Origin of the sequence: Hoeflea sp. BAL378, assembly GCF_000759435.1 — a bacterium.
Classification (GTDB): domain Bacteria; phylum Pseudomonadota; class Alphaproteobacteria; order Rhizobiales; family Rhizobiaceae; genus Hoeflea.
In genome coordinates this window covers 1-24,366 of sequence record NZ_JRJG01000132.1, presented here as the reverse complement: position 1 = coordinate 24,366, position 24,366 = coordinate 1, and the positions used below count along the sequence as shown (strand labels likewise).

At 66.2% G+C, this 24,366-nt stretch carries 23 protein-coding genes; 8 read left to right on the top strand and 15 right to left on the bottom strand.

Annotation, left to right across the window (positions count from 1 at the left end):
- Positions 1–42: 42 nt before the first annotated feature.
- Together LL06_RS21890 and LL06_RS21885 are read right to left on the bottom strand one after the other, a co-directional pair.
- The gene (locus LL06_RS21890) at positions 43–945 is read right to left on the bottom strand and encodes a bile acid:sodium symporter family protein (RefSeq protein ID WP_035531897.1); all 903 of its coding nucleotides are present in this window, start codon (positions 943–945) and stop codon (positions 43–45) included.
- Entirely contained in the window at positions 942–2,297 is a 1,356-nt protein-coding gene (locus LL06_RS21885; RefSeq protein ID WP_201772373.1) for an NAD(P)-binding domain-containing protein, read from the bottom strand. Before LL06_RS21885 ends, LL06_RS21890 begins: the two co-directional genes overlap by 4 nt.
- A gap of 89 nt (positions 2,298–2,386) precedes the next feature.
- Between LL06_RS21885 and LL06_RS21880 the strand changes: the two genes are divergently transcribed.
- Complete coding sequence (locus LL06_RS21880; protein ID WP_201772372.1) at positions 2,387–3,076, top strand: TetR/AcrR family transcriptional regulator; 690 nt, start codon at positions 2,387–2,389, stop codon at positions 3,074–3,076.
- A 59-nt stretch (positions 3,077–3,135) separates the two neighbouring features.
- Here the strand turns inward: LL06_RS21880 and LL06_RS21875 are convergent, their stop codons facing one another.
- The gene (locus LL06_RS21875) at positions 3,136–3,405 is read right to left on the bottom strand and encodes an aspartate-semialdehyde dehydrogenase (protein WP_035531890.1); all 270 of its coding nucleotides are present in this window, start codon (positions 3,403–3,405) and stop codon (positions 3,136–3,138) included.
- A gap of 270 nt (positions 3,406–3,675) precedes the next feature.
- Between LL06_RS21875 and LL06_RS21870 the strand changes: the two genes are divergently transcribed.
- Entirely contained in the window at positions 3,676–3,990 is a 315-nt protein-coding gene (locus tag LL06_RS21870) for a co-chaperone GroES (RefSeq protein ID WP_035531914.1), read from the top strand.
- Between the two features lie 36 nt (positions 3,991–4,026).
- Entirely contained in the window at positions 4,027–5,652 is a 1,626-nt protein-coding gene (groL, locus tag LL06_RS21865) for a chaperonin GroEL (protein WP_035531887.1), read from the top strand.
- Positions 5,653–5,727: 75 nt separating this feature from the next.
- On the opposite strand, the gene LL06_RS21860 is transcribed toward groL, so the two are convergent.
- From LL06_RS21860 to LL06_RS21850, 3 genes are all read right to left on the bottom strand, one after another.
- Entirely contained in the window at positions 5,728–7,017 is a 1,290-nt protein-coding gene (locus tag LL06_RS21860; RefSeq protein ID WP_035531884.1) for a DUF3422 family protein, read from the bottom strand.
- Between the two features lie 220 nt (positions 7,018–7,237).
- Complete coding sequence (locus LL06_RS28440) at positions 7,238–8,785, bottom strand: globin-coupled sensor protein (RefSeq protein ID WP_052161815.1); 1,548 nt, start codon at positions 8,783–8,785, stop codon at positions 7,238–7,240.
- A gap of 204 nt (positions 8,786–8,989) precedes the next feature.
- A complete protein-coding gene (locus LL06_RS21850; RefSeq protein WP_081964129.1) occupies positions 8,990–11,239 on the bottom strand; it encodes an EAL domain-containing protein in 2,250 nt (749 codons plus the stop codon).
- A 173-nt stretch (positions 11,240–11,412) separates the two neighbouring features.
- Between LL06_RS21850 and LL06_RS21845 the strand changes: the two genes are divergently transcribed.
- Positions 11,413–12,147 (top strand): Crp/Fnr family transcriptional regulator, encoded by a 735-nt coding sequence (locus LL06_RS21845; RefSeq protein WP_244447206.1) that lies wholly within the window; start codon positions 11,413–11,415, stop codon positions 12,145–12,147.
- 84 nt (positions 12,148–12,231) lie between these two features.
- Here LL06_RS21845 and LL06_RS21840 read toward each other — a convergent pair whose 3' ends face one another.
- The 4 genes from LL06_RS21840 to LL06_RS21825 all read right to left on the bottom strand — a co-directional run bounded on the left by LL06_RS21840 (position 12,232) and on the right by LL06_RS21825 (position 16,431).
- Entirely contained in the window at positions 12,232–12,600 is a 369-nt protein-coding gene (locus LL06_RS21840; RefSeq protein ID WP_035531881.1) for a DUF1850 domain-containing protein, read from the bottom strand.
- Positions 12,601–14,706, bottom strand: coding sequence for a TRAP transporter permease (locus tag LL06_RS21835; protein ID WP_035531878.1), 2,106 nt, complete (start codon positions 14,704–14,706; stop codon positions 12,601–12,603). It abuts the gene before it with no gap.
- A 97-nt stretch (positions 14,707–14,803) separates the two neighbouring features.
- On the bottom strand, positions 14,804–15,760 hold the full coding sequence (locus LL06_RS21830) for a TAXI family TRAP transporter solute-binding subunit (protein ID WP_035531903.1): 957 nt from the start codon (positions 15,758–15,760) through the stop codon (positions 14,804–14,806).
- Positions 15,761–16,062: 302 nt separating this feature from the next.
- The gene (locus tag LL06_RS21825) at positions 16,063–16,431 is read right to left on the bottom strand and encodes a DUF2200 domain-containing protein (protein ID WP_035531874.1); all 369 of its coding nucleotides are present in this window, start codon (positions 16,429–16,431) and stop codon (positions 16,063–16,065) included.
- Between the two features lie 214 nt (positions 16,432–16,645).
- Here LL06_RS21825 and LL06_RS21820 point away from each other — a divergent pair, with 214 nt between their 5' ends.
- The gene (locus tag LL06_RS21820; RefSeq protein ID WP_035531871.1) at positions 16,646–16,993 is read left to right on the top strand and encodes a hypothetical protein; all 348 of its coding nucleotides are present in this window, start codon (positions 16,646–16,648) and stop codon (positions 16,991–16,993) included.
- Positions 16,994–17,062: 69 nt separating this feature from the next.
- On the opposite strand, the gene LL06_RS21815 is transcribed toward LL06_RS21820, so the two are convergent.
- Positions 17,063–18,481, bottom strand: a complete 1,419-nt coding sequence (locus tag LL06_RS21815) for a CoA transferase (protein WP_052161813.1) — start codon at positions 18,479–18,481, stop codon at positions 17,063–17,065.
- A 108-nt stretch (positions 18,482–18,589) separates the two neighbouring features.
- On the opposite strand from LL06_RS21815, the gene LL06_RS21810 reads away from it, so the two are divergent.
- Complete coding sequence (locus LL06_RS21810) at positions 18,590–19,768, top strand: citrate synthase family protein (RefSeq protein ID WP_035531865.1); 1,179 nt, start codon at positions 18,590–18,592, stop codon at positions 19,766–19,768.
- A 187-nt stretch (positions 19,769–19,955) separates the two neighbouring features.
- Positions 19,956–20,132 (top strand): YegP family protein, encoded by a 177-nt coding sequence (locus LL06_RS27060; protein WP_081964128.1) that lies wholly within the window; start codon positions 19,956–19,958, stop codon positions 20,130–20,132.
- A gap of 105 nt (positions 20,133–20,237) precedes the next feature.
- Here the strand turns inward: LL06_RS27060 and LL06_RS21805 are convergent, their stop codons facing one another.
- The 4 genes from LL06_RS21805 to paaG all read right to left on the bottom strand — a co-directional run bounded on the left by LL06_RS21805 (position 20,238) and on the right by paaG (position 23,459).
- Positions 20,238–20,840 carry a TetR/AcrR family transcriptional regulator gene (locus LL06_RS21805; RefSeq protein WP_035531863.1) on the bottom strand — a complete coding sequence of 201 codons (603 nt, stop codon included), beginning with the start codon at positions 20,838–20,840 and terminating at the stop codon, positions 20,238–20,240.
- Between the two features lie 3 nt (positions 20,841–20,843).
- Complete coding sequence (gene paaK / locus LL06_RS21800; RefSeq protein ID WP_035531860.1) at positions 20,844–22,154, bottom strand: phenylacetate--CoA ligase PaaK; 1,311 nt, start codon at positions 22,152–22,154, stop codon at positions 20,844–20,846.
- Positions 22,155–22,227: 73 nt separating this feature from the next.
- Positions 22,228–22,671 (bottom strand): hydroxyphenylacetyl-CoA thioesterase PaaI, encoded by a 444-nt coding sequence (paaI, locus tag LL06_RS21795; protein WP_035531857.1) that lies wholly within the window; start codon positions 22,669–22,671, stop codon positions 22,228–22,230.
- Positions 22,668–23,459, bottom strand: a complete 792-nt coding sequence (gene paaG, locus LL06_RS21790; RefSeq protein WP_035531854.1) for a 2-(1,2-epoxy-1,2-dihydrophenyl)acetyl-CoA isomerase PaaG — start codon at positions 23,457–23,459, stop codon at positions 22,668–22,670. The genes paaI and paaG overlap by 4 nt, the downstream gene beginning before the upstream one ends.
- Before the next feature lie 109 nt (positions 23,460–23,568).
- Between paaG and LL06_RS21785 the strand changes: the two genes are divergently transcribed.
- Positions 23,569–24,366, top strand: a 798-nt coding sequence (locus LL06_RS21785; protein WP_161785006.1) for an enoyl-CoA hydratase/isomerase family protein, incomplete at its 3' end; no start/stop codon positions are given.

Below are 24,366 nucleotides of genomic sequence, written 5' to 3'. Positions count from 1 at the left end.
CCTGGGCGACCGCGCCGGCGGCGCCGGTGACGAGGACCCGCCTCACCGCTGCGCCTCGCGGCGCGACCAGAGGCTGGCCAGCGCCAGCCCGGAAATCGCGTGCCAGATGCCCCAGAAGGCGGCCGCCACCGCCATGCCGCCGAGCCCACTGAAAAAGGCGAAGATCAGCACCAGGCCAAGCCCCGAATTCTGGATTCCGGTCTCGATGGTGATCGCCCGCCGGTCGTAATCCGAAAGCCCCATCAGTGTCGCCGTCGCGTAGCCGCCCGACAGCGCCAGCGCGTTGTGCAGCACCACCAGAGCCGCCACCGCCCCGACATAGGCCAGGAAGAAGCTCCAGTTGGCGGCGAGCGCCAGCACGATGAAGCCGATGAAGATCACCATCGACAGCGTCTGCAGCGGCTTGCGGATCCGCCCGGCCAAAGCCGGACGCCGGCTGTTGAGCATGATCCCCAGGATCAGCGGCAGGATCAGCATGAAGAACACGGTGATGGCGATCGACACCGGATCGAGCGTCGTTTCCCTCAGCAGATCCCGCGTCGGCGCGTAGAGATTGCCCCAGAAGGCGACGTTGAGCGGCGTGAACAGGATTGCCGCGACGGTGGCGATCCCGGTCATCGACACCGACAGCGCCGCATTGCCGCCGGCGCGGTGGGTGATGAAATTGGAGATGTTGCCGCCGGGACAGGCGGCCACCAGGATCAGCCCCAGCGCGATCGAGGGCCGCGGATTGGTGAGGCTCAGCATCACGAAGGTCAGCGCCGGCAGCACCAGGAACTGCGACACCATGCCGGTGACGAGCGCCTTGGGCGCCCGCACGAGGTTCCTGAAGTCGGCCACCCGGAGATCGAGCGCGATCGAAAACATCACGATCGACAGGATGGCATTGAGCAGCACCAGGCTTTCGGGGCTGAAATTGAGCCTTATGGAATCGATGTCGGTCATTCGGGCTTTCCTTTCAGCGCCGCGATCCATGAGGTCACGGCGGTGCGGTAAGTCGCCTTGTCGACGTAATAGGCCATGCGCGGCAGGTCGATATAGTTCATGCCGCCGGTCATGCGCCTGAATCCGGCGCCCTTTTCCTGCTTGAGCGCCTTGGCCGCCATGGTGCCCTGCTTGAGCGCGGAGATGTAGCGCGCCACCATCTCCGCCTGCTCGTGCCGACCCTGCCAGCCGAGCCCGGAGGCCTCCACCATGCCCAGCACGAACAGGTCGTCGCGAAGGGGATGCAGGCAGTTGAGGAACAAATGCGGCGCATGGCCCTGCCAGTTGAGCAGCGTCTTGTCGATGAACGGATAGTGCAGCCGGTAGCCGGTCGCGGCCAGCACCAGGTCGTAATCGGCCTTTGTGCCGTCCTTGAAATGCACCGTGTGGCCGTCGAACCGGTCGATGTCGGGCCTCACCCTGATGTCGCCATGGCCGGCATGGAACAGGATCAGCGAATTGACCACCGGATGCGATTCATAGAGCGCGTAGTCGGGCTTGGGGAAGCCGTATTTCGACGGGTCGCCCGTGAACCATTTCAGGATCATGCCGTCGACGCGGCGCTTGAGCCACATCGGCAGCTTGATCTTGCCGCCCATCGTGTCGGCGGGCCGTCCGAACACATATTTCGGCACGAAATAATAGCCGCGCCGCACCGAGATGTCGCAGGACTTGCCGTGGTGGATCGCATCCACCGCGATGTCGCAGCCCGAATTGCCGGCGCCGACGATCAGCACCCGCTTGTCGGTGAAGATCCGCGGGTCGCGATAGGCGCTCGAATGGATCAGCTCGCCCGCGAAACTGCCCTTGAATGTCGGCATGTTCGGCTCCGACAGGGTGCCGTTGGCAATCAGCAGCCCGGCGAAGACCTCCGTGTGCTCGGCCCCCGCGCCGTCCCGCCAGGTCACGCGCCAACCCTCGCCGGATGCGCCGAGCGGTTCGGCCGAGATCACCTCGGCGCCGAACAGATAGTGCTCGCGGATGCCGTAGCGGTCGGCGAATTTCTGGAAATAGGTCTTGAGCTCGCGATGCGACGGATACTCCGCCACATGGGCCTCCATCGGGAAATCGGCGAATTCCGTCATGGTTTTCGACGAGATCAGATGCGCGGTCTCGTACATCGTCGATTTCGGCCCGTCGATGTCCCACAGGCCGCCGACGTCGGAATGCAGCTCGAAGCCCTGGAACGGGATCCCCTGCTCAAGCAGCGTCTTGGCCATCGCCAGGCCCATCGGCCCGGCGCCGATCAGCGCGTAATGCGGGCGCATGTCTGTGGTTTCGGCCGGCACTGCCGTCGGTGATCGCGTGTCCAACTGTCCCCCTCCCTGGCTTCAGCGGATTATTCTCTCCGCTTTATTGAACGATCGTTCAATTTAAGGCAAGATGAATTATGACAAAAACAGTGACCTCACCCGATTTGACGGCCCGGCCGCGCCGCCGCGCGGCGTCCAAGCGCTCGCTCGCCACCAGCCTGAGCATCCTCGACGCCGCCGAATCGCTGTTTGCCGAACGCGGCTATGACGGCGCCTCGGTGCGCGACATCGCCGCCGCCGCCGGCGCCCAGATCGCCTCGGTCAGCTTTCACCACGGCAGCAAGGAAGCCCTGTTCGAACGCGTCGTCGAACGCCGGGCCAGGGAATTGTCGCGCCTGCGGCTCGAGGCGCTGGAGGCGCTCCAGGCCTCGGGCGACGCACTGACGCTCAACGCCGTGCTCTCGGCGTTCCTTCGCCCCTATCTCGACAAGGCCGGTCTCGACGGTTCCGGCGCCGGCGACCCGCAATGGCTGGCCTATGCGCGGCTTGTGGCGATGGTTTCGGCCGATGTCCGCTGGCGCAGGATCTCGGAGCGCTGCTTCGACCCGACCGCAGGCATCTTCATCGCCGAGATCGCCCGGCTGTTCCCGGGCGTCGCCGCGTCCCGCATCGCCGTCGCCTTCGTCTTCTCGGTCTCGGCCATGCTGTCCCTGTCGACCTCCCGGTGGCGCATCGAGGCCCTGTCCGCCGCCCCGGGCACAGGCTCGGAACCGCAGCGCCTCGCCGACGATCTCGTGCGGTTTTGCGAGGCGGGCATGCGCGCGGCGCTCGCCGGGTGACATCCCGCCACCGGCGGGGCGGACGAAGCCCAGCCCTAAGGCCGCCTTGGCCGCTTGCCTCAGTGAAGCAGGATTTCCCCGTCCACGCGCCGCCATTCGTTCGGGCCGATCAGCTTCTTGTGCGCATAGCGCACCGAGTGCAGCCTGCCGTCGAGCTTCTCTTCCCAGAACGCGAGGAATTTCCGCATTCCGGGGAACTCCGGCGCCAGGTCGTAGTCCTGCCAGATATAGGTCTGCAGCAGCGACTGGAAATCGGGAAGCCGGTAGAAGATATGCGCGGTGGTGAGGCCGTAGCCTTCCATCTGCCGCTCGAACTCAGGTGAAGCCATTGTCTCGTGGACCTCCTGTGGTTTGACATGAAAATGACACCAAAACACAGCCGGCTTGGCAAGCGGAAAAATTTATTCGGCTCGTAATTCAATGTGTTAGCAGCCGATCCGCGCGAGTGCTAATTTTTTCAAAGTCGGCCTCTTGAAATTTTTCGCGCCAAAAACCAGATCGTCGTCCGCCGGCGCCGGGAGAACCGGGCCGGCTTCCCTGGATCCGGTAGCGGATCAGCGGAACAGGAAATTCACCCAATGTTTGTCCAGGAGGAAAGCATGAAATTCCGACCATTGCACGACCGCATCCTTGTCCGCCGCATCGAGAGCGACGAGCGCACCAAGGGCGGCATCATCATTCCCGACACCGCCAAGGAAAAGCCGCAGGAAGGCGAAGTCATCGCCGCCGGTCCCGGCGCCCGCAACGAGGCCGGCGAGATCGTGGCGCTCGACGTCACCGTGGGTGACCGCGTGCTCTTCGGAAAATGGTCCGGCACCGAGATCCGGATCGACGGCGAAGATCTGCTCATCATGAAGGAATCCGACGTCCTGGGGATCCTCCAGGCCGGCGCCGCGGTCAAGGCCGCGGCCTGATTGCCACGCACCGGGTAGAACTGAAAGGAACGAAAAATGGCAGCTAAAGACGTCAAATTCCACACCGACGCCCGCGAAAGGATGCTGCGCGGCGTCGACATCCTGGCCGACGCGGTCAAGGTCACCCTCGGCCCCAAGGGCCGCAACGTCGTCATCGACAAGTCCTTCGGCGCGCCGCGCATCACCAAGGACGGCGTGACGGTCGCCAAGGAAATCGAGCTCGAGGACAAGTTCGAGAACATGGGCGCGCAGATGGTGCGCGAAGTCGCCTCCAAGACCAATGATCTGGCCGGCGACGGCACCACCACCGCGACCGTTCTCGCCCAGGCGATCGTCAAGGAAGGCGCCAAGGCCGTGGCCTCCGGCCTGAACCCGATGGACCTCAAGCGCGGCATCGACCTCGCCGTCGACGCTATCGTCAAGGAACTCAGGAAGAACGCCCGCAAGATCTCCAACAATGACGAGATCGCCCAGGTCGGCACCATCTCGGCCAATGGCGACACCGAGATCGGCCGCTACCTGGCCGAGGCCATGCAGAAGGTCGGCAATGACGGCGTCATCACCGTCGAGGAAGCCAAGACCGCCGAGACCGAGCTCGAAGTGGTCGAGGGCATGCAGTTCGACCGCGGCTATCTCTCCCCCTACTTCATCACCAACCAGGACAAGATGCGCGTCGAGCTGGAAGAGCCCTATGTGCTGATCCACGAGAAGAAGCTCTCGAACCTCCAGGCCATGCTGCCGGTGCTCGAAGCCGTGGTGCAGTCGGGCAAGCCGCTGCTGATCGTCGCCGAGGATGTCGAGGGCGAGGCGCTGGCGACGCTGGTCGTCAACAAGCTCCGCGGCGGCCTGAAGATCGCCGCCGTCAAGGCGCCCGGCTTCGGCGACCGCCGCAAGGCCATGCTCGAGGACATCGCCATCCTCACCGGCGGCTCGGTGATCTCCGAGGATCTCGGCATCAAGCTCGAGAACGTGACGCTCAACATGCTCGGCCGCGCCAAGAAGGTGACGATAGAGAAGGAGAACACCACCATCATCGACGGCGCCGGCTCGCGCAAGGAGATCGACGGCCGCATCGCCCAGATCAAGGCGCAGATCGAGGAAACCTCGTCCGACTATGACCGCGAGAAGCTGCAGGAGCGGCTGGCAAAGCTCGCCGGCGGCGTCGGCGTGATCCGCGTCGGCGGCTCGACCGAAGTCGAGGTCAAGGAGAAGAAGGACCGCGTCGACGACGCGCTGCACGCCACCCGCGCAGCCGTCGAGGAAGGCATCCTGCCCGGCGGCGGCGTGGCGCTGCTGCGCTCCACCCCCGCGCTCGACGACCTCAAGCCCGCCAATGACGACCAGCGCGTCGGCATCGAGATCGTCCGCCGGGCGATCGAGGCGCCGGTGCGCCAGATCGCCCAGAACGCCGGCGCCGAAGGCTCGATCATCGTCGGCAAGCTGCGCGAGAAGACCGACCTCGCCTGGGGCTGGAACGCGCAGACGGGCGAATATGGCGACCTGTTCAAGATGGGCGTGATCGACCCCGCCAAGGTGGTGCGCACCGCGCTGCAGGACGCGGCCTCGGTCGCGGGCCTTCTGGTCACCACCGAAGCGATGATCGCCGAAAAGCCCAAGAAGGAGTCCGCCGCCCCGGCGATGCCGTCGGGCATGGACTTCTGACCGGCGCCAATCTTCGCACCCGAGCCGCCCCGCCCCGCGGGGCGGCTTTCGTTTGGGGCCGCGGGCGGCAGACCTTTATTCGGGTGTCGTCTTTTCCGTCCGGTCCTCGATGTCATGGCTCTTGCGGATCGAGCGCACCGTCATCCAGGTGAAGCCGATGGCGATGGGCACGAACAGGCTCGACGCCAGGCCGGACTTGAACGGCAGGTCGAGACTGTCGAGCGGCTTGGCCAGATAGCCGAACAGGCCGACGATGTAATAAGAGATCGCCGCCACCGAGAGCCCCTCCACGGTCTGCTGCATCCTCAGTTGCAGCTTCACGCGGCGGTTCATCGAACTCAGGAGCGCGCTGTTCTGCCGCTCCAGCTCGACATCGATCCAGCTTCGAAGCAGCGACGTGGCGCGCGAGAGCTTGCGCGACAGGTTCGCCTGGCGCTCCTCGATCGACTGGCAGGTCCTCATCGCCGGCGCCAGCCGCTTCTCCAGGAACGCGCCGATGGTCTCGACGCCGGGCTGCGGCGTTTCCGCCAGCGAGGCGATGCGCTCGCGGACGATGTTGTAATAGGCGCGGCTGGCGCCGAAGCGGTAGAGGCTGGCGGCGGCATTGGCCTCCAGCTCGGCCGCGAGAATGGTGATCTCGGCAAGCAGGCTGTCGGCATGGTCGCGCGCGCCGGTCTTCATAGCCTGGGTGATCTTGGTCAGGTTGTCCTCGATCCGCCGCATCTCCGGCGACAGCGCCCGCGCCAGCGACAGGCCCAGCGCCGCCAGCGTCCGGTAGGTCTCGATGTCGAGGAGCCGCTGCACCACCGCGCCGCGGCCGGCCTCGCTCATGCCCTTGTCGATCACCAGGATGCGCGTGAGCCCGTCGCCGTCCTGGCGGAAGTCGGTGGCGATCGTCGCCTGGCCGCCCTTGATCTCGCTCAGGCACAGGCTGGTGAGATCGAAGCTCGCGATCGCGGCCTGGGTTTCGGGCCCATCCTCGCGCACCTCGAGCCGGATGCCGGAAATCAGGCTGCCCGGCGGCGAGAACTGGTCGCCGAACGGATGGGTGTCGATGCTCTGGCCGAAGGACGACGGCGCCGGCGCATCCCAGAAATAGGTGGAGAATTCCGTGTGCCGCTCCCACCTCAGCGTCCCCTGCCCCCAGGGCATGGAGAAATGCGCGGTGTCGCGCCCGGGCACCGCCACGCCGCGGGCGCGGGCGAGCCCGGCCAGCACCGCGTGATCCACCACCGCGCCGCCATCAGTGAGGAACGCAAGCTGGAAGATCACCCGGTTCTTCCCGACGAGCGCGAAGGGACGCGCGTGAATTTCGCCCAGCGCCTCGGCGCGCCCCTGCGCCATCGGGAATGAAAACCTGCCCATCGTATAGCCAATCCTCGTTCGATCGCAGGGACTCCCGAGGCGCCGACCGCTGGCTGTCGCCGCGTCGGCCATCCGGACCCCGAAACGGTATGTAAGGCGGTCGCCGCGGGTTGGCAAAGCCCTATTCGCAACTTTGGCGGCGCGGGCCTGCCCCTGCAGGGGCAGCAGGCCATTTCAGGTGCGCCGCCGCGACCGGACTCCCCTCGCGTGGAGCGCCGGTTCAGGCCGCAGCGGGCGACGGCTGGCTCCGATGCCCGCGGCCTGATGCGGCGCGGGGATGCCGCTCGGCCTGCCGGGTCTTGAAGGCCCGAAGCAGGGCGTTGACATGCACCACTTCGTTGACCAACGTGTGGCTGCTGGCCGTCAATTCCTCCGCCATGACCGCGTTCTGCTGCGTTCCCTGGTCGACGGCGGACACCGCCGCATTGATCTCCTGCAGGGCGCCGGACTGTTCCTGGGCGGCGCCGATGATCGCCGCGACATTCGCGGCGATCTCGCGAACCTCGGTGGCGATGTTGTCGAGCGCCTCGCCGGTTTCGCGCACCAGCGAGACCCCGGACCTCACATGCTCGCCGGAGGTGGTGATGAGCTGCTTGATTTCCTTCGCCGCGCCGGCCGACCGCTGCGCCAGTTCGCGCACCTCCTGCGCCACGACCGCGAATCCGCGGCCCGCCTCGCCGGCCCGCGCCGCCTCGACGCCGGCGTTGAGCGCAAGCAGGTTGGTCTGGAAGGCGATCTCGTCGATCACGCCGATGATCCGCGAAATGTCCGCCGACGACTGGTTGATCAGGTCCATGGCGACGACCGCCTTCTTCATCACCTCGCCGGACTGTTCGGCGTTCTGCCGGGTGCGGTCGACCAGCTTTCCCGCGCCTTCGGCGCGCAGGGTGGAGGATTTGACCGTGACGGTGATTTCCTCGACCGCGGCGGCGGTCTGCTCGATGGCCGCGGCCTGCTGCTCGGCGCGCTTGGAAAGTCGGTCGGCGGCGGATCTGATCTCTTCCGAGCCGGTGTTGATCTGGTCCGCCGAACCGCCGATCCGCTCGATCGTCTCGGCGAGCTGATCGAGCGCGCTGTTGAAATCCCGGCTCAGGGAGGCATAGGCTTCCGGCAAATCGTCCTCGATCCGGTGGCCGAGATTCTTCGCCGCGATCTGCGCCATGGCGTGTCCGAACGTCTCGACCACCATCCTGCGCTCGTTGGCGATCGCCTCCTGTTCCGCCACCTTCTTGGCCGCCTCGCCCTGCTCGATATAGACCGAGATCGACAGATCCATGTCCAGCATCACCGCCTTTACCAGGCTCACGACCAGCGATGCGACATCCTCCGCGGAGGTCCTGTTTCTCGAAAACAGGCCGCCGCTCGACCAGTGCTGCCTTATGATGGCCTGCAGCAGTTGCTCGACCAGCAGGCCGTAGCCGCCGATATACCATCTCGGCTCGAGCCCGATCCGGGCGTGAACGGCGCCGATCGTCCTCACGCGGCGGACATAGTCCTCGTTGAAGCAGCCGCTGGCGATCGCCTCCCAGTGGCCGAGCTGGGATTTCTTGGCGCCGTCGATCTGCGTGTCGGAGGAGAAGTACCTGCGCGCGCTGGGCGTGCGTCTCACCACGTCATAGAACCGGTCGATCCCCTTCGGCAATTCGCTTTCGATGATCGGCTTGAGCTGGCGCAGATCGGCGCACCCCTTCTCGTCAAGTCCGATAAACGCCAGACGGCCGGCAATGTCCTGATCCGTCTCAACCTTGGTCGGTGCAACTTTTTTCATCTCGTCTGCCTTTGTGATCTGGGTTGGAAATGCTGCTCCGCGAAGGCGGACCAGTCTTGGCACACACTCGTCGCGACGGGCGGACCCGGGCGTTACGCAACAGGGGGCATCCGGCAATCAGGCGGGCTCGGCTGATTGCGGGTCTTTCACCTCACTTGGCGGCGATTGGGCGTCCTTTCGCGCCCGGATGGCGGGGCCTGGGGTCTAGCCCGCGGCGATGCGCCTCAACCGCGCCACCTGGCCGGCCAGCGCAGTCCTCTCCGGTGTGCCCGGCGCCAGGCCCGGCGCGCAAAACGAGATCGCCTGACTGGGCGGCACCGGCATTCCAAGCAGGTATCCCTGCCCGACATCGCATCCCTGCTCCCGCAGCAGTTCGAACTGCTCTTCGGTCTCGATGCCCTCCGCGACCACTTCCATGCCGAGGTTGTGGGCGAGATTGATGATGGCGCGGACAATGATCGAATCCTCCGACGCCGACTGGATTTCCCGCACGAAGGACTGGTCGATCTTCAGCCGGTCGACGGGGAAGCGCTTGAGATGCGACAGCGAGGCGTGGCCGGTGCCAAAATCATCGAGCGCGATCTGCACGCCGAGGTCGTGCAGGTCCTTGAGCGAGCGCTCGATCTGGCTGCTGGCCCGGTCGAGCAGCACGTTCTCGGTGACTTCGACCTCCAGCATGGCCGATTCCAGGCCGTAGCGGTCGAGGATGGCCGACACCGTCTCGGCGAAATCGTGCTGCTTGAGCTGCGACGCGGCGACATTGACCGCGATGCGGCCGGGATCGGATCCGAGGTCGCGGATCTCGCGCGCCATCGCCAGCGCCTGGTCGAGCATGCTGAGCCCAAGCGGGATGATCAGGCCAGTCTCCTCGGCGACGGGAATGAACTCCGCCGGCGATACGGTGCGCCCGTTGTGCTCCCAGCGGGCCAGCACCTCGAACCCGATGTGCCGCCCGGTGCGGAAGTCGATCTGGGTCTGGACCGCCATTCTGACCGCATTGCCCGCCAGGGCCTCCCTGAGCGCGTCCGCAGTGGCCTGGCGCTTCTCCACCCGCTGCTTGAGTGCGGGATCGTAGAACTCCCAGACGCCGCGGCCCCTGGCCTTGGCCTGGTAGAGGGCGATGTCGGCGTTCTTCAACAGGTCCTTCGGCGTGCTGCCGTCGGCGGGAAAGAAGGTCACGCCCAGGCTGCAGCCGGGACGAATGGTCCTGTGCCCCAGCACCAGGGGCTCGCTCAGTCTCGCCAGGAGCTTCCTCAGAACCCGTTCGGCATCGGCGACAGTGGTGATTCCCGACAGCAGGACCGCAAACTCGTCGCCGCCGATGCGGGCGATCGTGTCGGTCTTGCGCAGCACGTCGGTCAGGCGGGCGGCGATCTCGATCAGCAGCCGGTCGCCGGCGTCATGGCCGAGCGTGTCGTTGATGTCCTTGAAATGATCGAGGTCGATGAGAACCAGCGCGCCCGCCAATTCGCCCGCCTTGCGGCCGGACAGCGCCTTGGTCAGCAGCGCGGAGAGCACGGTGCGGTTCGCCAGCCCGGTCAGCGCATCCTGTTCCGCCTGGACCTTGATCGTCTTCTCCGCCTGCTTGATATCGGTGATGTCGGTGCAGACGCCTACCGTATAGCCCGCCCTGGACCGGCGTTCCTGCACCTGAAGCCAGCGCCCGTCATTCAATTGCTGGATGAACGGGCGGCCGGGGCAGCCGTGCCGCTTGATGCGGTTCTCGATATAGGCTTCGCGGGCCTTCGGGTTGTCCGGCAGGTCCATGTACTGGTTGTTGTCGACCGCGACCCTGAGCAACTGGCAAAAGGACGTTCCTTCGACAAGATGATCAGCCTTGGCCGTGTGAAATCCTTTGTAAGCGCTGTTGAAATGGATCAGTTTGTCTTCCGCGTCAAAAGCTATCACGCCGTCCGGAATTGTCTCCAGCAACTCCCGCAGTAATTCTTCCGTATTTCTTCTCTTCTCTACTTCGTGCTGGAGTTCTCGTTCGATCGCCTTGCGGGCGGTGATGTCGTAGCGGATGGAAACATAGCCGTCGATTTTTCCCAGATGGTTGCGCCGGGGCACGATGGTCGTGTCGACCCAATAGATATCGCCATGTTTACCGCGGTTGCGTATTTCGCCGCGCCATGGCCGCCCGCTTGCAATCGTCCGCCACAATTCATCGAAAAAATGCCGCTCGTGATACGACGAATTTATGATCCTGATGTTCTGTCCGACAAGTTCTTCCTGCGTATAACCGCTAATCCGGCAAAACTGTGCATTGGCATAGCTGATCGTCCCGATCCTGTCGGTGATCGACACGATCGTATTCTGGTCCAGAGCTTCCTTGTAGGCGAACAATTCATTGCGGGTCTCGAGGTTGTTCATCACCCACGACGAAGTTCCGTCATGGGAAACGGATGCCGAAGGGAAACAATCCATGCCGTCGTCGTTGTTTTGCAGGGTCATAGGCTCGGCTCTCAGCGGCGCGGGTTGAACTCGTCAATCATTTGCACGTTATCGGTCACACTATTATCAGTACCGTACATATAAAATAGTTAACAGTTTAATACTCACTTTTTTTACGAAGAGTCCTATTATATGCAACTTGCGCGTCCCGACCCCGAATGAGGTGAAATCCATTGGCAAATGAAATCCGCGGTGACTTCGACACTCGGAACAAGGTGATCCAGTCCGTGCGCCCGGATGCTGTCCGATTTCTCGAATCCCGCTCGATCGTCCGCCGCCTGACCCAGGGGCAGACCCTCTATCAGGAAGCCGAACAGTTCACCCATGCGATCTTCCCCCATGAAGGCGTCATCAGCCTCATGGCGCAGATGCAGGACGGGCGCAGCGTGGAGAAGGTCTCGGTTGGCAATGAGGGGTTCATCGGCATTTCCTTCATCCTGGGCGGCGCCAGGACCATCAGCGCGTCCATTGTCCAGGTGCCGGGATATGCGTCGTGGATCTCGATCGAGGATCTCGACCGCGCGATTGCCGAATATCCCTGCGTCCGCGACGCGATGATGGAATATGCGAAGTCGCTGACCCTGCAATTGATGGAGTCTGTCGCCTGCAACAGCCTGCACAAGGCGGAGCAGCGCATCAGCCGGTGGCTGCTCGACGCCCATGACCGGGTGCAGTCCGACACGTTTCAGTTGACCCAGGATTCCGTCTCGCAGGTCCTTGGCCTGCGGCGCGCGACGGTGAGCTCGGTGTGCAGGGCGCTGATGGCCCAGGGAGCCATCAAGTATACAAGGGGCAGCCTGACCATTTCCGACCGCGACCTGCTCGAAAGCAACGCCTGCGAATGCTATGATCGGATCCGGCTGGCTTTCAGGCGGAAGGACGCGAACGGAACGGCCCTTCCCTATTGACGATCGCCGTCATGCCCTTGGCCTGGCTTCAGCGAAACCAGACCGCTGTATCCGGCACGGCGGCACGATCGCCAGCACCCCATTTCAGGGGTCGCAGGGCCTGATCCTGATCGGCTCCTGCGCGTCCGCGCCGAGATCCACGCAGCCGCCGGCATGGCAGATCGTCCAGGCCGAGACGGTGGCGCCCGAGGCGGCGAGCACCAGTTCCGGCGTCTCCGGCGAATCCGGCGACCACACCCACCAGCCGTCCTCGAGCCGCGCGCCCTCGCCCGGGTCCATGCCCGCGCCCGATCCCTTGACCCGCGCCTCGGCAAGCTGCAGCCCCTGCTCGGTGACGCGCCAGCTCTCCTGCCACGCGGTCTTTTCCACCGAATGGGTCCAGGAGAGCGTGAACAGGGTCGCGGCGACCGTCAGCGCCTTGCCGCCGGCGGCAATGCACAGGCCGAGCGCCATCTAGGCGGCCAATTCCTGCCGGCGCATCTGCCGCCAGGCGAGGAAGGCGAACAGGGCCGAGAGCGCAAAGCCGATCTCGTCGGTCACCGGCAGCGCCGCCACCAGCGTGAAGGCCGCGACCATCGCCAGAAGCCGCATCGGCCAGCCCAGCCGGCCGCCGAGGAAGCCGATCACGGCCGCGCCCCAGAGCCCGATCGCCAGCACCACCTTGGCGACGATGTAGATCACCGCCGGAATGTAGCCGATCTGGTCGGCCAGCGGCCCGCCGTCCTGCAGCATCAGGGCCGGCGTGTAGACCGCCATGAACGGGATGACGAAGCCTGCGGCCGCCACCTTGATCGCCTCCATCGAGATCTTGAGCCCGTTCTCCTTGGCGATCGGCGCTGCGGCGAAACAGGCAAGCGCCACCGGCGGCGTGAGATCCGCGAGGATGCCGAAGTAGAACACGAACATGTGGCTCACGATCAGCGGCACGCCGAGCTCCAGGAGCGCGGGACCGGCGATCGACGAGGTGATGATGTAGTTGGGGATGGTGGGGATCCCCATGCCGAGCACGATGCAGGTGATCATGGTCAGCACCAGCGACAGGAACAGGCTGTCCTGGCCCACCGCGACGATGAACTGGCCGAAGGTGTTGGCAGCGCCCGTCAGCGTCATCGTGCCGATGATGATGCCCACCACCGCGCAGGCGACGCCCACCGGCAGCGCCGTCTTGGCCCCGTCGGCCAGCGCATCGCGGCAGATGGCAAGCGTCTCGCGCCCGCCCTTGGAGAATGCGTTCCAGCCGATCAGCGCCAGCACCGCCGCCAGGATTACCATGATGCCGAACTGCAAAAACGCCGCGGCCACCAGCCCGAGCCCGACCCAGAAGACGAGCCGGATCACGCCCGCCGGCAGGCCGAGCGCGATCGAACCGCCGAGGATCAGCAGCACCGTCAGCGCCAGCCCGACAGTGCCGGCAAACAGCGGCGTGTAGCCCGAGAACAAGAGATAGATCAGCATCAGGAGCGGCAGCACCAGGAACCACTGCTCCCGGAGCGCCTTCAGCGGCGATGGCAGCTCGCTTTTGGGCAGGCCCACCAGATTGTGCCGTCCCGCCTCCAGATGCACCATCCAGAAGGCCGAGGCGAAATAGAGGATCGCCGGAATGATCGCCGCCTGCACCACCTCGTAATACTCGACGCCCAGCGTCTCGGCCATGATGAAGGCCACCGCCCCCATCACCGGCGGCATCAGTTGCCCGCCCATGGACGCGGTCGATTCCACCCCGCCGGCAAAGGCCGCGCGGTAGCCGAACTTCTTCATCAGCGGAATGGTGAACTGCCCGGTGGTCACCACATTGGCGACGCCCGAGCCGGAGATGGTGCCCATCAGGCCCGAGGAGATCACCGAGACCTTGGCCGCCCCGCCACGCTTGTGGCCGACCATGCCGAGCGAGACGTCGGTGAAAAGCTGGATCATGCCTGCCTTTTCGAGGAAGGCGCCGAACAGGATGAACAGGAAGATGAAGCTCGAGGAGACGAAGATCGGGATGCCGTAGATCCCTTCCGTGCCATAGGCCATGTGGTCGATCACCTGGGCGAAATCATAGCCGCGGTGGTCGAGCGGCGGCGGCAGGTACTCGCCGAACAGGCAATAGGCCAGGAACGCGCCGGAAATGATCGGCAGCGCGGGACCCATGATCACCCAGGCCGCGATGAACACGGTGCCGAGCGCGATCACGCCCATGACGATATCGCGGTTGAGCGGATCGCCCGCGCGCAGCAGCAGTTCGGTATATTCGACCCATTGGTAGAGCGCGACTGCGACGCCGAGCCCGGCCAGACCCCAGGCAAGCGCCTTGAGCAGCGGCCCGGCATTGCGCGCCGCCGCCACCAGCGGGAAGGTCAATAGCATCAGGAAGCCGACATGGATGGCGCGCACCACCTGGCTTGCGAAATCGACGATATGGGCGGCGGTGGCGATCTGGAAGACCGAAAACGAAAGCGCGATCCAGAACAGGAGCCGGCCTTCGGCCGTCTTCGGAAAGCTCTCCGCCAGGGGATCATGCAGTCCGAGATCCGGCTTCTCCGCCGGCGCGTGGTGCGGCGTCTGGTCGTGCAGCATGCGGTGTCCTCCCCGACACGCAGTGGCGGAATGCGGCGGGGTCGGTTTAAGGCCCCGCCGACTGTGTCACGATGTCAGTCCGGGATTTAGCCCGGTCCTACATCATGCCCTTTTCCTTGTAGTAGCGTTCCGCTCCGGGATGCAGCGGCACCGGCATGCCGGTGAGCGCGTTCTCGAGCTTGATCTGCTTGGCGGCATTGTGGGCCGCTTCGAGCTCGGGAAGGTTCTCGAACAACTGCTTGGTCATCTCGTAGGCGAGATCGTCGCTGACATCGGAATGGGTGACGAGGAAGTTGACCACCGCGACGGTCTGCACGTCGGCGTCCTGGCCGTTGTAGGTGCCGGCGGGAATCGTCGCCGCGATATAGGGCGCGCCGAGCGCCGTCGCCACCTCTTCGGGCACCGCCACCATCTGGATGTCGACCGAGGTCGACAGGTCCTTGATCGAGGCCACGCCGAGACCGGCCGACTGCAGCGTGCCGTCGAGCTGGCGGTTCTTGATCAGTTCGACCGATTCCGCAAACGGCAGGTATTCGGTCTTGCTGAGATCCTCATAGGACATGCCGGCGGCCGCGAAGATGGCGCGGGCATTGAGCTCGGTGCCCGACTTGGCAGCGCCCACGGAGAGGCTCTTGCCTTTGAGGCCGGCGAGATCGGTGATGCCGGATTCCTTCGAGGCGACGATCTGGATGTAGTTCGGGTACACCGCCGCGATGCCGCGCAGCTTGTCGAGCGGCGCCTTGAAGCCGGCGTCGGCATTGCCGTCCCAGGCGAGCTTGACCGAATCGCCCAGCGCCAGGGCCAGTTCGCCCTTGCCCTGCTGCAACAGGTTGAGGTTTTCCACCGAAGCCTTGGTCGACTGCACCTGGGTGCGCACGCCCTCGATCTTCTCGGCATAGATCTTCGACAGGCCGACGCCGAGCGGATAATAGACGCCCGAGGTGCCGCCCGTCAGGATGTTGACGAACTGGTCGGCCTTGGCTGGCATGAGCGACAGGCCCATGGCCGTGGCGGCCATAAGGGTGACAAGACTTCTGCGATTGAGTGTGATCATCGGGTTCTCCTCCGTGTTCCGATCCATCCGGGTGCGCTCTCCTCCGCGCTGCGATACGGGTGTAACCTAGCAACCCGCGTGCCAGGTCCAGCTCTACAGGATTTCCGCGGCCTTTGCCAAATCGGAAAGGCGAAATGGGCAGTTTATTGCCCGTCGCGTCGAACCGGCGGGCACCAGACTGCCCATCCGTCCGGGCCGCCCGCTCCGCGAGACGCTTGAATTGACGGCGGAATTTCGCTGCGCCCCGGCGATTTCCTGCGCGGAAAAAAGCGCCCGCCCGCCGTCGCCCGTCGCCGCCGCGATCAGGCCGCGCCGCCCGGCGGCTGCCGGAGAATCTTCGCCATCGGCTTGCCCTTGGCGAGTTCGTCGATCAGCTTGTCGAGGATGCGGATCTCCCGCATCACCGGCTCCTCGATCTCCTCCACCCGCACGCCGCAGACCACGCCGGTGACCAGCGACCGCGACGGGTTCATCTCTGGTGCCCGCGCGAAGAAATCCTCGAAGGTGACGTCCGCCTCCATGGCATCGTGCAGCGTCTTCGCCGTGTGGCCGGTGAGCCAGCAGATGACGTGGTCGACCTCCTCCCGGGTGCGGCCCTTTTTCTCGGCCTTGGTGACATAGTGGGGATAGACGCTCGCCACGCTGATGGAATAGACGCGATGCCGTGCCATGGGGCCTCCTGCGCTTGATTGCGAGGAGATTACCGCGCAAGAGCGCCGAGATGAAGAGAGCTTCATGCATCGCCATGCGTGGAACCGCCTTCGTGCACCGAAGCGTGGCCTGCGACCCGCCCCTCGCCTGACCTGACGGACGCAGTCCGATGGAACCTTTTCGTGCCCGGCTCGTCTCGCCAATACTTGCGCAGGTTCAATGGAGGGAGCTCAGATGGAGACCGGCGAATTCTGGACCCTGGAACGAGGTTTCTGGCTTGAGGGCGAGGAGCATTACCGCAAGCGGCTGAACAGCCGCGCGCTGATGATCTTTCCCTCACCCGTCGGCATCCTGTCCGGTGACGACACCATCATCGCCGCCCTGCAGGCCGCACCGCGATGGGCCTCGGTGGATTTCTTCGACCAGGCGCTCGAGGCGCACGACTGCGCCACGACCCTGGCCTATCGCGCAACCGCACGGCGCGAGGGCGAAGCCGGGTACCATGCCCTGTGCAGTTCGACCTATGTGGACACCGGCGACGGCTGGAAACTGGCGCTGCACCAGCAGACCCCCATCGGCTGAGACGCCAGAAGTCCATCGCGTCACGGCCGTTGCGCCGATCCTGCCGGTCCTGCGCAACCTGCCCGCTGCTCACCACTCCGGCGCGGAGGTCCCCAGCTGGCCGGCGGGCCGGTCCCAGTGCATCGCGGCGCCTCCGAGGCTCAGGGCGGGCCTGAGCCGCCGCATTGGGCCCCACGCCGTCTGCTCGACGGCAGGCGCGTAATCGTCGGGCTCCGGCTTGCCGATGGGGTGCGCCACCGGTCCCTGCGGCCACCCGGCCACGAATCCACCGACGCGCGCCAGCGAGGTCCGCCAGCGCGATCCTGTGGCGTGGGAGTGGCGCATCGTCAGACCCCGAACCGCCGCCGCCGCCAGAAGATAGCCGGCGCCGTGATCGAGCGCCTGCACCGGCAGCGGCACCGGCCGCTCGGCCCTGGCGCGGGCCATCCCGGCCTCAGCGATGCCGCCGCTCATCTGCACCAGGCTGTCAAAGCCGCGGCGGTTGGCCCACGGCCCGGTCCAGCCATAGGCGTCGAGCGAGACGTCGATCAGCCCCGGATTGAGCGCGCGGCGCATGTCCGCGCCGAGCCCCAGCGCCTCCAGCGCGTCCGCCCGGTAGCCATGCACCACCACGTCGGCGTCCGTAAGCAGCGCCGCGAACCGGTCGCGGTCGCCAGCCTGCTTCAGGTCGAGCCGCGCGCAGCGTTTGCCGGGCGTCACCTCCGGGATGATCGCCCCCTCGTCCCAGCCCGGCGGATCGATGCGCAGCACGTCGGCGCCGAAGCCCGCGAGGAACCGCGTCGCCACCGGCCCCGCAAGCACCCGCGTCAGGTCCAGCACCCGGAGTCCCGCCAGCGGCCGCGCCGCATCGAAGCCGGAGGCGGAGGCGCGCGCGCCGCCGCCCAAATCCATCCGCATCAAAGGCTCGGCCATCACCGCGCGGCCCTGCGGATGCTCCGCCCACTGATCGAGGCTCATCATCGCCGCGGCGCAGCCACCGGCCGCGACGATGGCGGCCTCCAGCTCATCCGCCCGCCATCCGGCCACGCGGGCCGCCACCGCCGCGCGGTCAAGCCCGTCCTCGGTCGCTGCACCCAGAACCGACAGCGCCGCGGCGCGGTGGGCAGCCGCATTGGTGTGCAGCCGGATCCAGCCGTCGGCGGTCGGATAATCGCCGGCGATCGCATCCCAGACCGCGGGCAGATCCCAGCCCTGCGGCGCGATGGAAAACGAAAACCACAGCGACGCCAGCCGCCGGTCGACACGGAGAGGCGGCACGCTCCCGGTCCGCGCCGCCGTCCATTCGGCCAGCGCCAGCCCCGCCGTGGCGATCGCCGCAGCCGCGAAATCGCTCACCGCAAAGACAGACGCCAGCGACCCTTCCCCGGACAGTTCCACCCGGTCCGCGATCTCCGGCTTGCCGCCCAGCGCGCTCCACAGCCGCGACAGCATCACCCGGTCCGGAGCATCGCCGGCTGGTTTCCGGCCTTCAGCTTGAAAATGTCCCATGAAAGGCTCCCTTCAACATCCGCCGCGCCACGCGGCCGGGGCTTCACACAAGCGCCGATCCGGGATATCGTCAATATTGATCACATAAATCAATCATGGGACAGGCACATGGCCGATTACATCGATGCCGCGGAAGCCGCCCGCCGGCTGGGCGTCTCCCGGCAAAGCCTCTACGCCTATGTCAGCCGCGGCCTGATCAAGGCCGCGCCGGCGCAGGATCCGCGCCAGAGCCGCTACCTCGCTGCCGCCGTCGACCAGCTCGCCGAGACGAGGCGGCGCGGCCGCAAGCCCAGGGAAATCGCCCGGGCCACGCTCGACTGGGGCATGCCGGTGCTCGAATCCGCCCTGACGCTGATCGAGACCGGGCGGCTCTCCTATCGCGGACAGGACGCCGTCGACCTCAGCGAAACGGCCGCGCTCGAGGACGTGGCGGAGATCCTCTGGGCCATGCCGGCCGAGACCGCCTTCCCCCGCCGCGCCCCGGCGCAGCTCAAGGCCTATCAGCACCTCCTCGCGCTGGCCGGTTCCGCTCCGTCGAGCGACACGCTTCTGCCGCTGTTCGCCGTGGCGGCGCCCGACGAACCGACATCGGCCTGGCGCACCGACCCCGACGGCCTGGCGCGCGGCGCGGGCGACCTGGTGCGGCTCCTGGCGGCAGCGGCGCTGAGGCAGGCGCCCGGCGCCGCCCCGATCCACCGGCAACTGGCCTCAGGCTGGGGCATCGGCGCGCAGCAGGCCGGGCTGATCCGCCAGGCGCTGGTCCTGTGCGCCGATCACGAGCTCAACGCCTCGAGCTTCACCGCCCGCTGCGTGGCCTCCACCGGGGCCTCGCTGAAGGCTTGCATCATCGCCGCGCTCGCGGCGCTGAGCGGCGTCCGCCACGGCGCGGTGACCATGCGGGTGGAACGCCTGTGGGACATGCTCGACCCGGCCGACCCCGCCACGGGCCTGAGCGAGCGGCTCAGGGCGGGCGAGGACATTCCCGGCTTCGGCCATCAGCTCTACCCCGACGGCGACATCCGCGCGGCCGCGCTGATGGCGGCAATCGGGCCGGATTTCGCCGCCGCGGCGCGCTTTGCAGACGCCGTCCGGCAGTTGACCGGGCAGGATCCCACCATCGATTTCGCGCTGGTGGCGCTGCGCCGCCATCTCGGCCTGCCCGAAGGCGCGGCCTTCCTGCTGTTCGCCATCGGCCGCTCGGTGGGCTGGATCGCCCACAGCCTCGAACAGCGCGCCTCGGGCCAGCTCATCCGCCCGCGCGCGCTCTACACCGGCGAGCGGCCGTGACGCGGGCTTGCCCGGTCCCCGCAAGACCGGCAGCCCCGCAGGCTGCTCCCTGACCGCCTGTCCCGATACGGCGGAGGCGGAGTGTCCCGCGACAATCCCCGAAATCCCCACCCCGCCCCGGCTTGTGAAAGCCGCCGACAGATGTCACCTTGCGCATGTATGATTCACATCGCAGGGGAGAAAGCGCATGGCTCACAAATTCGAGATCTACAAGGACAAGGCGGGCGAGTTCCGGGTCCGGTTCAAGTACAACAGCGAAGTGATGTTTTCGACGGAAGGCTATTCGAGCAAGGCCAGCGCTCAGAACGCCATCGACTCCATCAAGAAGAACGGCCCCGAGGCCCCTGTCGAAGACAACTCCTGAGCAAGAGCGAAAGTCGGGGACCGTTTGCTTTCGGCGCCCGGATGTCCCGCATAATCCTCGGGGCCAAGGCGTCAAGAGTAAACTGTCCCCGACCTTCCGACATTTCTACCCGCACACCGCGGGCAGCCCGCCGATCACCAGGTCGGCGACGATGTCGGCATAGGCGTCGCGGTCGACCGGGCCGCCGGGCTTGTGCCAAAGGTAGAACCAGTTGAGCATGCCGAACACCGACATGGTCACCGGTCCCACCAGGTCGGGCCGGCTGGAAAACCGCTCCGGCTCGATCGCCCGCACCGCCTCCGACATCGAGGTCACCAGCCGCCGCTGCAGCGCGCGCAAATGGCGCTGGTTGTCCTCGGGCAGCGACGACAGCGCTTCGAGCTGCACCTTGTGCTCGGCGTCTGAATCCCGGTAGGCGATCAGGATCGCCCGGATCAGCGCGCGCAGCCGCGTCTGCGGCGTGCCCGGTTCGGCGGCGGCCCGCTCCACCACCTCCACCAGCGCCGTCAGATGCGTGTCGAGGATGTCGAACAGCAGCGCGTCCTTGGACGGATAATAGTGGTAGATCAACGCCTTGGAGACGCCGCAGGCCTGCGCCAGCTTGCCCATCGAGGCCCGGTCGTAGCCGTGCTCGGCGAAGAAGCTGGCTGCGGTGTGCAGGATCGCTTCGCGCTTGGCTTCGTGGTCCTTGGCGATGGTGCGGGCCATGGATCAGGTCTTGGGCCGGTTGTCGACCACGCGCTTGGCCTTGCCTTCCGAGCGCGCCACGGTGCCGGGCTCGGCCACGTCGATCCGCGCCGAAACGCCGACGGTGCTCTTGATGTGATGCGCCAGCTCCCGCGCCGAGGCCGCGCGGGCGTCGGCACTTGCCGAGGCGGAGGTGGATTCCACATGCACGGTCATGTCGTCCATCCGGCCGGTGCGGCTGAGTTCGATCTGGAAATGCGGCGCCAGACCCGCACATTTGAGGATCTGCTCCTCGATCTGGGTCGGAAACACATTGACCCCGCGCAGGATGATCATGTCGTCCGAGCGCCCGGTGATCTTTTCCATCCGCCGCATCGACCGCGCCGTTCCCGGCAAGAGTCGCGTCAGGTCGCGGGTGCGGTAGCGCACCATCGGCAGTGCCTCCTTGGTGAGCGTCGTGAACACCAGCTCGCCGATCTCGCCGTCGGGCAGAACCTCTTCGGTCACCGGATCGATGATCTCGGGATAGAAATGGTCCTCCCAGATATGCAGCCCGTCCTTGGTCTCGACGCATTCATTGGCCACGCCCGGACCCATGATTTCCGACAGGCCGTAGATGTCGACGGCATCCATGTCGAAGGCCTGCTCGATCTCGCTGCGCATCGAATTGGTCCAGGGCTCCGCGCCGAAGATGCCGACCGCCAGCGAGCACGACCTCGGGTCGATCCCCTTGCGGCGGAACTCGTCGAGGATCGACAGCATGTAGGACGGCGTCACCATGATCACCCGCGGCTTGAAATCGGTGATCAGCGAGACCTGCCGCTCGGTCATGCCCCCCGACACCGGCACCACGGTGCAGCCGAGCCGCTCGGCCCCGTAATGGGCCCCCAGCCCGCCGGTGAACAGGCCGTAGCCATAGGCCACGTGGACGATGTCGCCGCTGCGCCCGCCCGAGGCGCGGATCGAGCGCGCCACCAGGTCCGACCAGATGTCGATGTCGCGCGCCGTGTAGCCCACCACCGTGGGCTTGCCGGTGGTGCCCGACGAGCCGTGCAGCCGCGCGATTTTTTCACGCGGCACCGCGAACATGCCGAAGGGGTAGTTGTCCCTCAAATCGTGCTTGGTGGTGAAGGGGAATTTCGACAGATCGGCGAGCGTCTTGAGATCGTCCGGATGCACGCCCTTCGCATCGAACGAGGCGCGGGTATGCGGCACGTTCTCATAGGCGTGCGCCAGCGACCATTTCATGCGGCTCAACTGAAGGGCGGCGATCTCGTCGCGCGAGGCGATTTCGATCGGTTCAAGACTGGCCCGGTCGGGCGTCAGGTCAAGCATGGGTGTCTCCTGCAATGGCAAGGCGGCGGGCGCGTGAGGCCCGCGCCCCTCGAATGGTGGCCGAACCGTCCGCTCAGGCGGACGGCTCGTCGAAATGCGTGCCCGGAACGGTGCGCGACAGGCCGCGGAACTCGGCGATCGTGACGCCGTCGTCGCGGCTCACCGTCACGTCATAGATCCCGGACCGCCCGGCGAGCGTGACCTCGCGCGCGGTCGCCGTCAGCCGGTCGCCCTCCCGCCCCGGCGCCAGGAACGTCACCGAACAGTGCTGCGCCACCGTCAAGGTATTGTGGCTGTTGCAGGCGAAGGCGAAGGCGCTGTCGGCCAGCGTGAAGATCGTGCCGCCATGGCAGGAGCCGTGGCCGTTGAGATGGTGCTTGCGCACCACCATCGACATCGTCGCCTGCCCCGGCCCCACCGATTCGATGGTCATGCCGAAGGCCTGGCTCATGTGGTCGTCCTTCCACATCGCCGCCGACGACCGCTCGGCCCGCTCCTGATCGGATATGGCGCTCATCGCTCGCCTCCGAAGCTGGGCTCGCGCTTGTCCAGGAAGGCGCGCACGCCCTCGGCGTAATCGGCCGAGAACCCGCATGCGCGTTGCGTCTGCGCTTCGAGATCGAGATGCGCGTCGAGCGTCTGGCCGGCCGCCTGCTGGATCAGGCTCTTCATCTGCCCGAGCCCGAAGGTCGGCCCGGCGGCGAGTTTCGCGGCGAGCGCCCTCGCCTCGCCCATCAGGTCGGCGTCGTCGACCGCCTTCCAGATCATGCCCCAGTGCTCGGCCCGCTCGGCCGTCACCGGTTCGGCGGTCATCGCGATTGCCTTGGCGCGCGCCTCGCCGATCAGCCGCGGCAGCATCCAGGAGCCGCCGGCGTCGGGGATGAGGCCGACACGGGCGAAGGACTGGATGAATTTGGCGCCGCGCGCGGCCAGCACGATGTCGCAGGCAAGCGCCAGATTGGCGCCGGCGCCGGCGGCCACGCCGTTGACGGCGCAGAGGATGGGCTTTTCCAGCGACCGGATGCGGCGGATCAGCGGATTGTAGAAGCGCGTCAGCGTGTCGCCGAGATCGGGCGGGCCATCCATCTTGGCCGGATCGCGGGCGCTGAGGTCCTGGCCGGCGCAGAAGCCGCGGCCGGCGCCCGTAAGCAGCACCGCGCGGCAACGGGCGTCGTCGCGGGCCATGTCCAGACAATCGGCCAGCGCGCCATGCATCTCGTCATTGAAGGAATTCAGTCGATCCGGTCGGTTCAGCGTGATTTCCAGCACGCCGCCGCTCCAGGAATGTAGTACCGGTTCACTCATCGCAAGGATCCTCCCGAAAATGAGGGTTGCATAAGCCGACCGGTTGGTCAATTAATAATCATATGCCATTCACCGGCAAAATTCATCCGGGATTCGAGGAGCCGCCATCGTGACACCCCCTTCCGCCACCCCTGAGACCGCTCCTGAAAGCAACATCGTCAACGTGCGGATCGAAGGCGGCCACGCCTTGGTGACCATCGACAATCCGCCGGTCAATGCGCTCGGCGTGAACGTGCGCAAGGGACTGATGCAGGCGGTGCACAGGGTCAACGAGGCAGGTTGCAAATCCGCGGCGATCGTCTGCGCCGGACGCACCTTCGTCGCCGGCGGCGACATCTCGGAATTCTCCGGCCCGCCGCCGCTGCCGCACCTGCCCGACGTGCTCGACGCCATCGAGGCCAGCGTCACACCGTTCATCGCGGTCATGCACGGCACCGTGCTCGGCGGCGGGCTCGAGCTGGCGCTCGCCTGCGCCTGGCGCATCGCCGATGCGAAAGCGAAGTTCGGCCTGCCCGAGGTCAACCTCGGCCTGATCCCCGGCGCCGGCGGCACCCAGCGCCTGCCGCGCGTGATCGGGCTCGAGCCCGCCGCACGCATGGCGGCAAGCGGGAAACCTGTTTCGGCCAGCACGTTTGAAGGCTGGGGCGGTCTCGACCTGGTCTTTACGGGCGATCCGATGGCGGCCCTGGCCGCCTTCCGCGACGCCCTGCCCGCCCGCCCCAAGAACACCTCGACCCGCACGGTCGAAGACGCTGACCTGACCGCGCTCAAGGCGGAAATCGCCAAATCCGCCAAGGGCGCGGAGGCGCCGATGATCGCGCTCGAAACCACCGCCCTTGCCGCGCGGCTGCCCTTCGCCGAAGGGGCGGCGATCGAGCGCAAGACCCATCTCGAGCTGCGCACCAGC

What these genes read in the sequence shown, in the direction of transcription:
- groL (WP_035531887.1), top strand. Translation starts at nt 4,027, where the DNA reads ATGGCAGCTAAAGACGTCAAATTCCACACCGACGCCCGCGAAAGGATG.
- LL06_RS21850 (WP_081964129.1), bottom strand. Translation starts at nt 11,239, where the DNA reads ATGACCCTGCAAAACAACGACGACGGCATGGATTGTTTCCCTTCGGCA.
- LL06_RS21815 (WP_052161813.1), bottom strand. Translation starts at nt 18,481, where the DNA reads ATGGGACATTTTCAAGCTGAAGGCCGGAAACCAGCCGGCGATGCTCCG.
- LL06_RS21835 (WP_035531878.1), bottom strand. Translation starts at nt 14,706, where the DNA reads ATGCTGCACGACCAGACGCCGCACCACGCGCCGGCGGAGAAGCCGGAT.
- paaG (WP_035531854.1), bottom strand. Translation starts at nt 23,459, where the DNA reads ATGAGTGAACCGGTACTACATTCCTGGAGCGGCGGCGTGCTGGAAATC.
- LL06_RS21890 (WP_035531897.1), bottom strand. Translation starts at nt 945, where the DNA reads ATGACCGACATCGATTCCATAAGGCTCAATTTCAGCCCCGAAAGCCTG.
- LL06_RS21820 (WP_035531871.1), top strand. Translation starts at nt 16,646, where the DNA reads ATGGAGACCGGCGAATTCTGGACCCTGGAACGAGGTTTCTGGCTTGAG.
- paaK (WP_035531860.1), bottom strand. Translation starts at nt 22,154, where the DNA reads ATGCTTGACCTGACGCCCGACCGGGCCAGTCTTGAACCGATCGAAATC.
- LL06_RS21860 (WP_035531884.1), bottom strand. Translation starts at nt 7,017, where the DNA reads ATGGGCAGGTTTTCATTCCCGATGGCGCAGGGGCGCGCCGAGGCGCTG.
- LL06_RS27060 (WP_081964128.1), top strand. Translation starts at nt 19,956, where the DNA reads ATGGCTCACAAATTCGAGATCTACAAGGACAAGGCGGGCGAGTTCCGG.
- LL06_RS28440 (WP_052161815.1), bottom strand. Translation starts at nt 8,785, where the DNA reads ATGAAAAAAGTTGCACCGACCAAGGTTGAGACGGATCAGGACATTGCC.
- LL06_RS21875 (WP_035531890.1), bottom strand. Translation starts at nt 3,405, where the DNA reads ATGGCTTCACCTGAGTTCGAGCGGCAGATGGAAGGCTACGGCCTCACC.
- LL06_RS21840 (WP_035531881.1), bottom strand. Translation starts at nt 12,600, where the DNA reads ATGGCGCTCGGCCTGTGCATTGCCGCCGGCGGCAAGGCGCTGACGGTC.
- paaI (WP_035531857.1), bottom strand. Translation starts at nt 22,671, where the DNA reads ATGAGCGCCATATCCGATCAGGAGCGGGCCGAGCGGTCGTCGGCGGCG.
- LL06_RS21825 (WP_035531874.1), bottom strand. Translation starts at nt 16,431, where the DNA reads ATGGCACGGCATCGCGTCTATTCCATCAGCGTGGCGAGCGTCTATCCC.
- LL06_RS21805 (WP_035531863.1), bottom strand. Translation starts at nt 20,840, where the DNA reads ATGGCCCGCACCATCGCCAAGGACCACGAAGCCAAGCGCGAAGCGATC.
- LL06_RS21830 (WP_035531903.1), bottom strand. Translation starts at nt 15,760, where the DNA reads ATGATCACACTCAATCGCAGAAGTCTTGTCACCCTTATGGCCGCCACG.
- LL06_RS21870 (WP_035531914.1), top strand. Translation starts at nt 3,676, where the DNA reads ATGAAATTCCGACCATTGCACGACCGCATCCTTGTCCGCCGCATCGAG.
- LL06_RS21810 (WP_035531865.1), top strand. Translation starts at nt 18,590, where the DNA reads ATGGCCGATTACATCGATGCCGCGGAAGCCGCCCGCCGGCTGGGCGTC.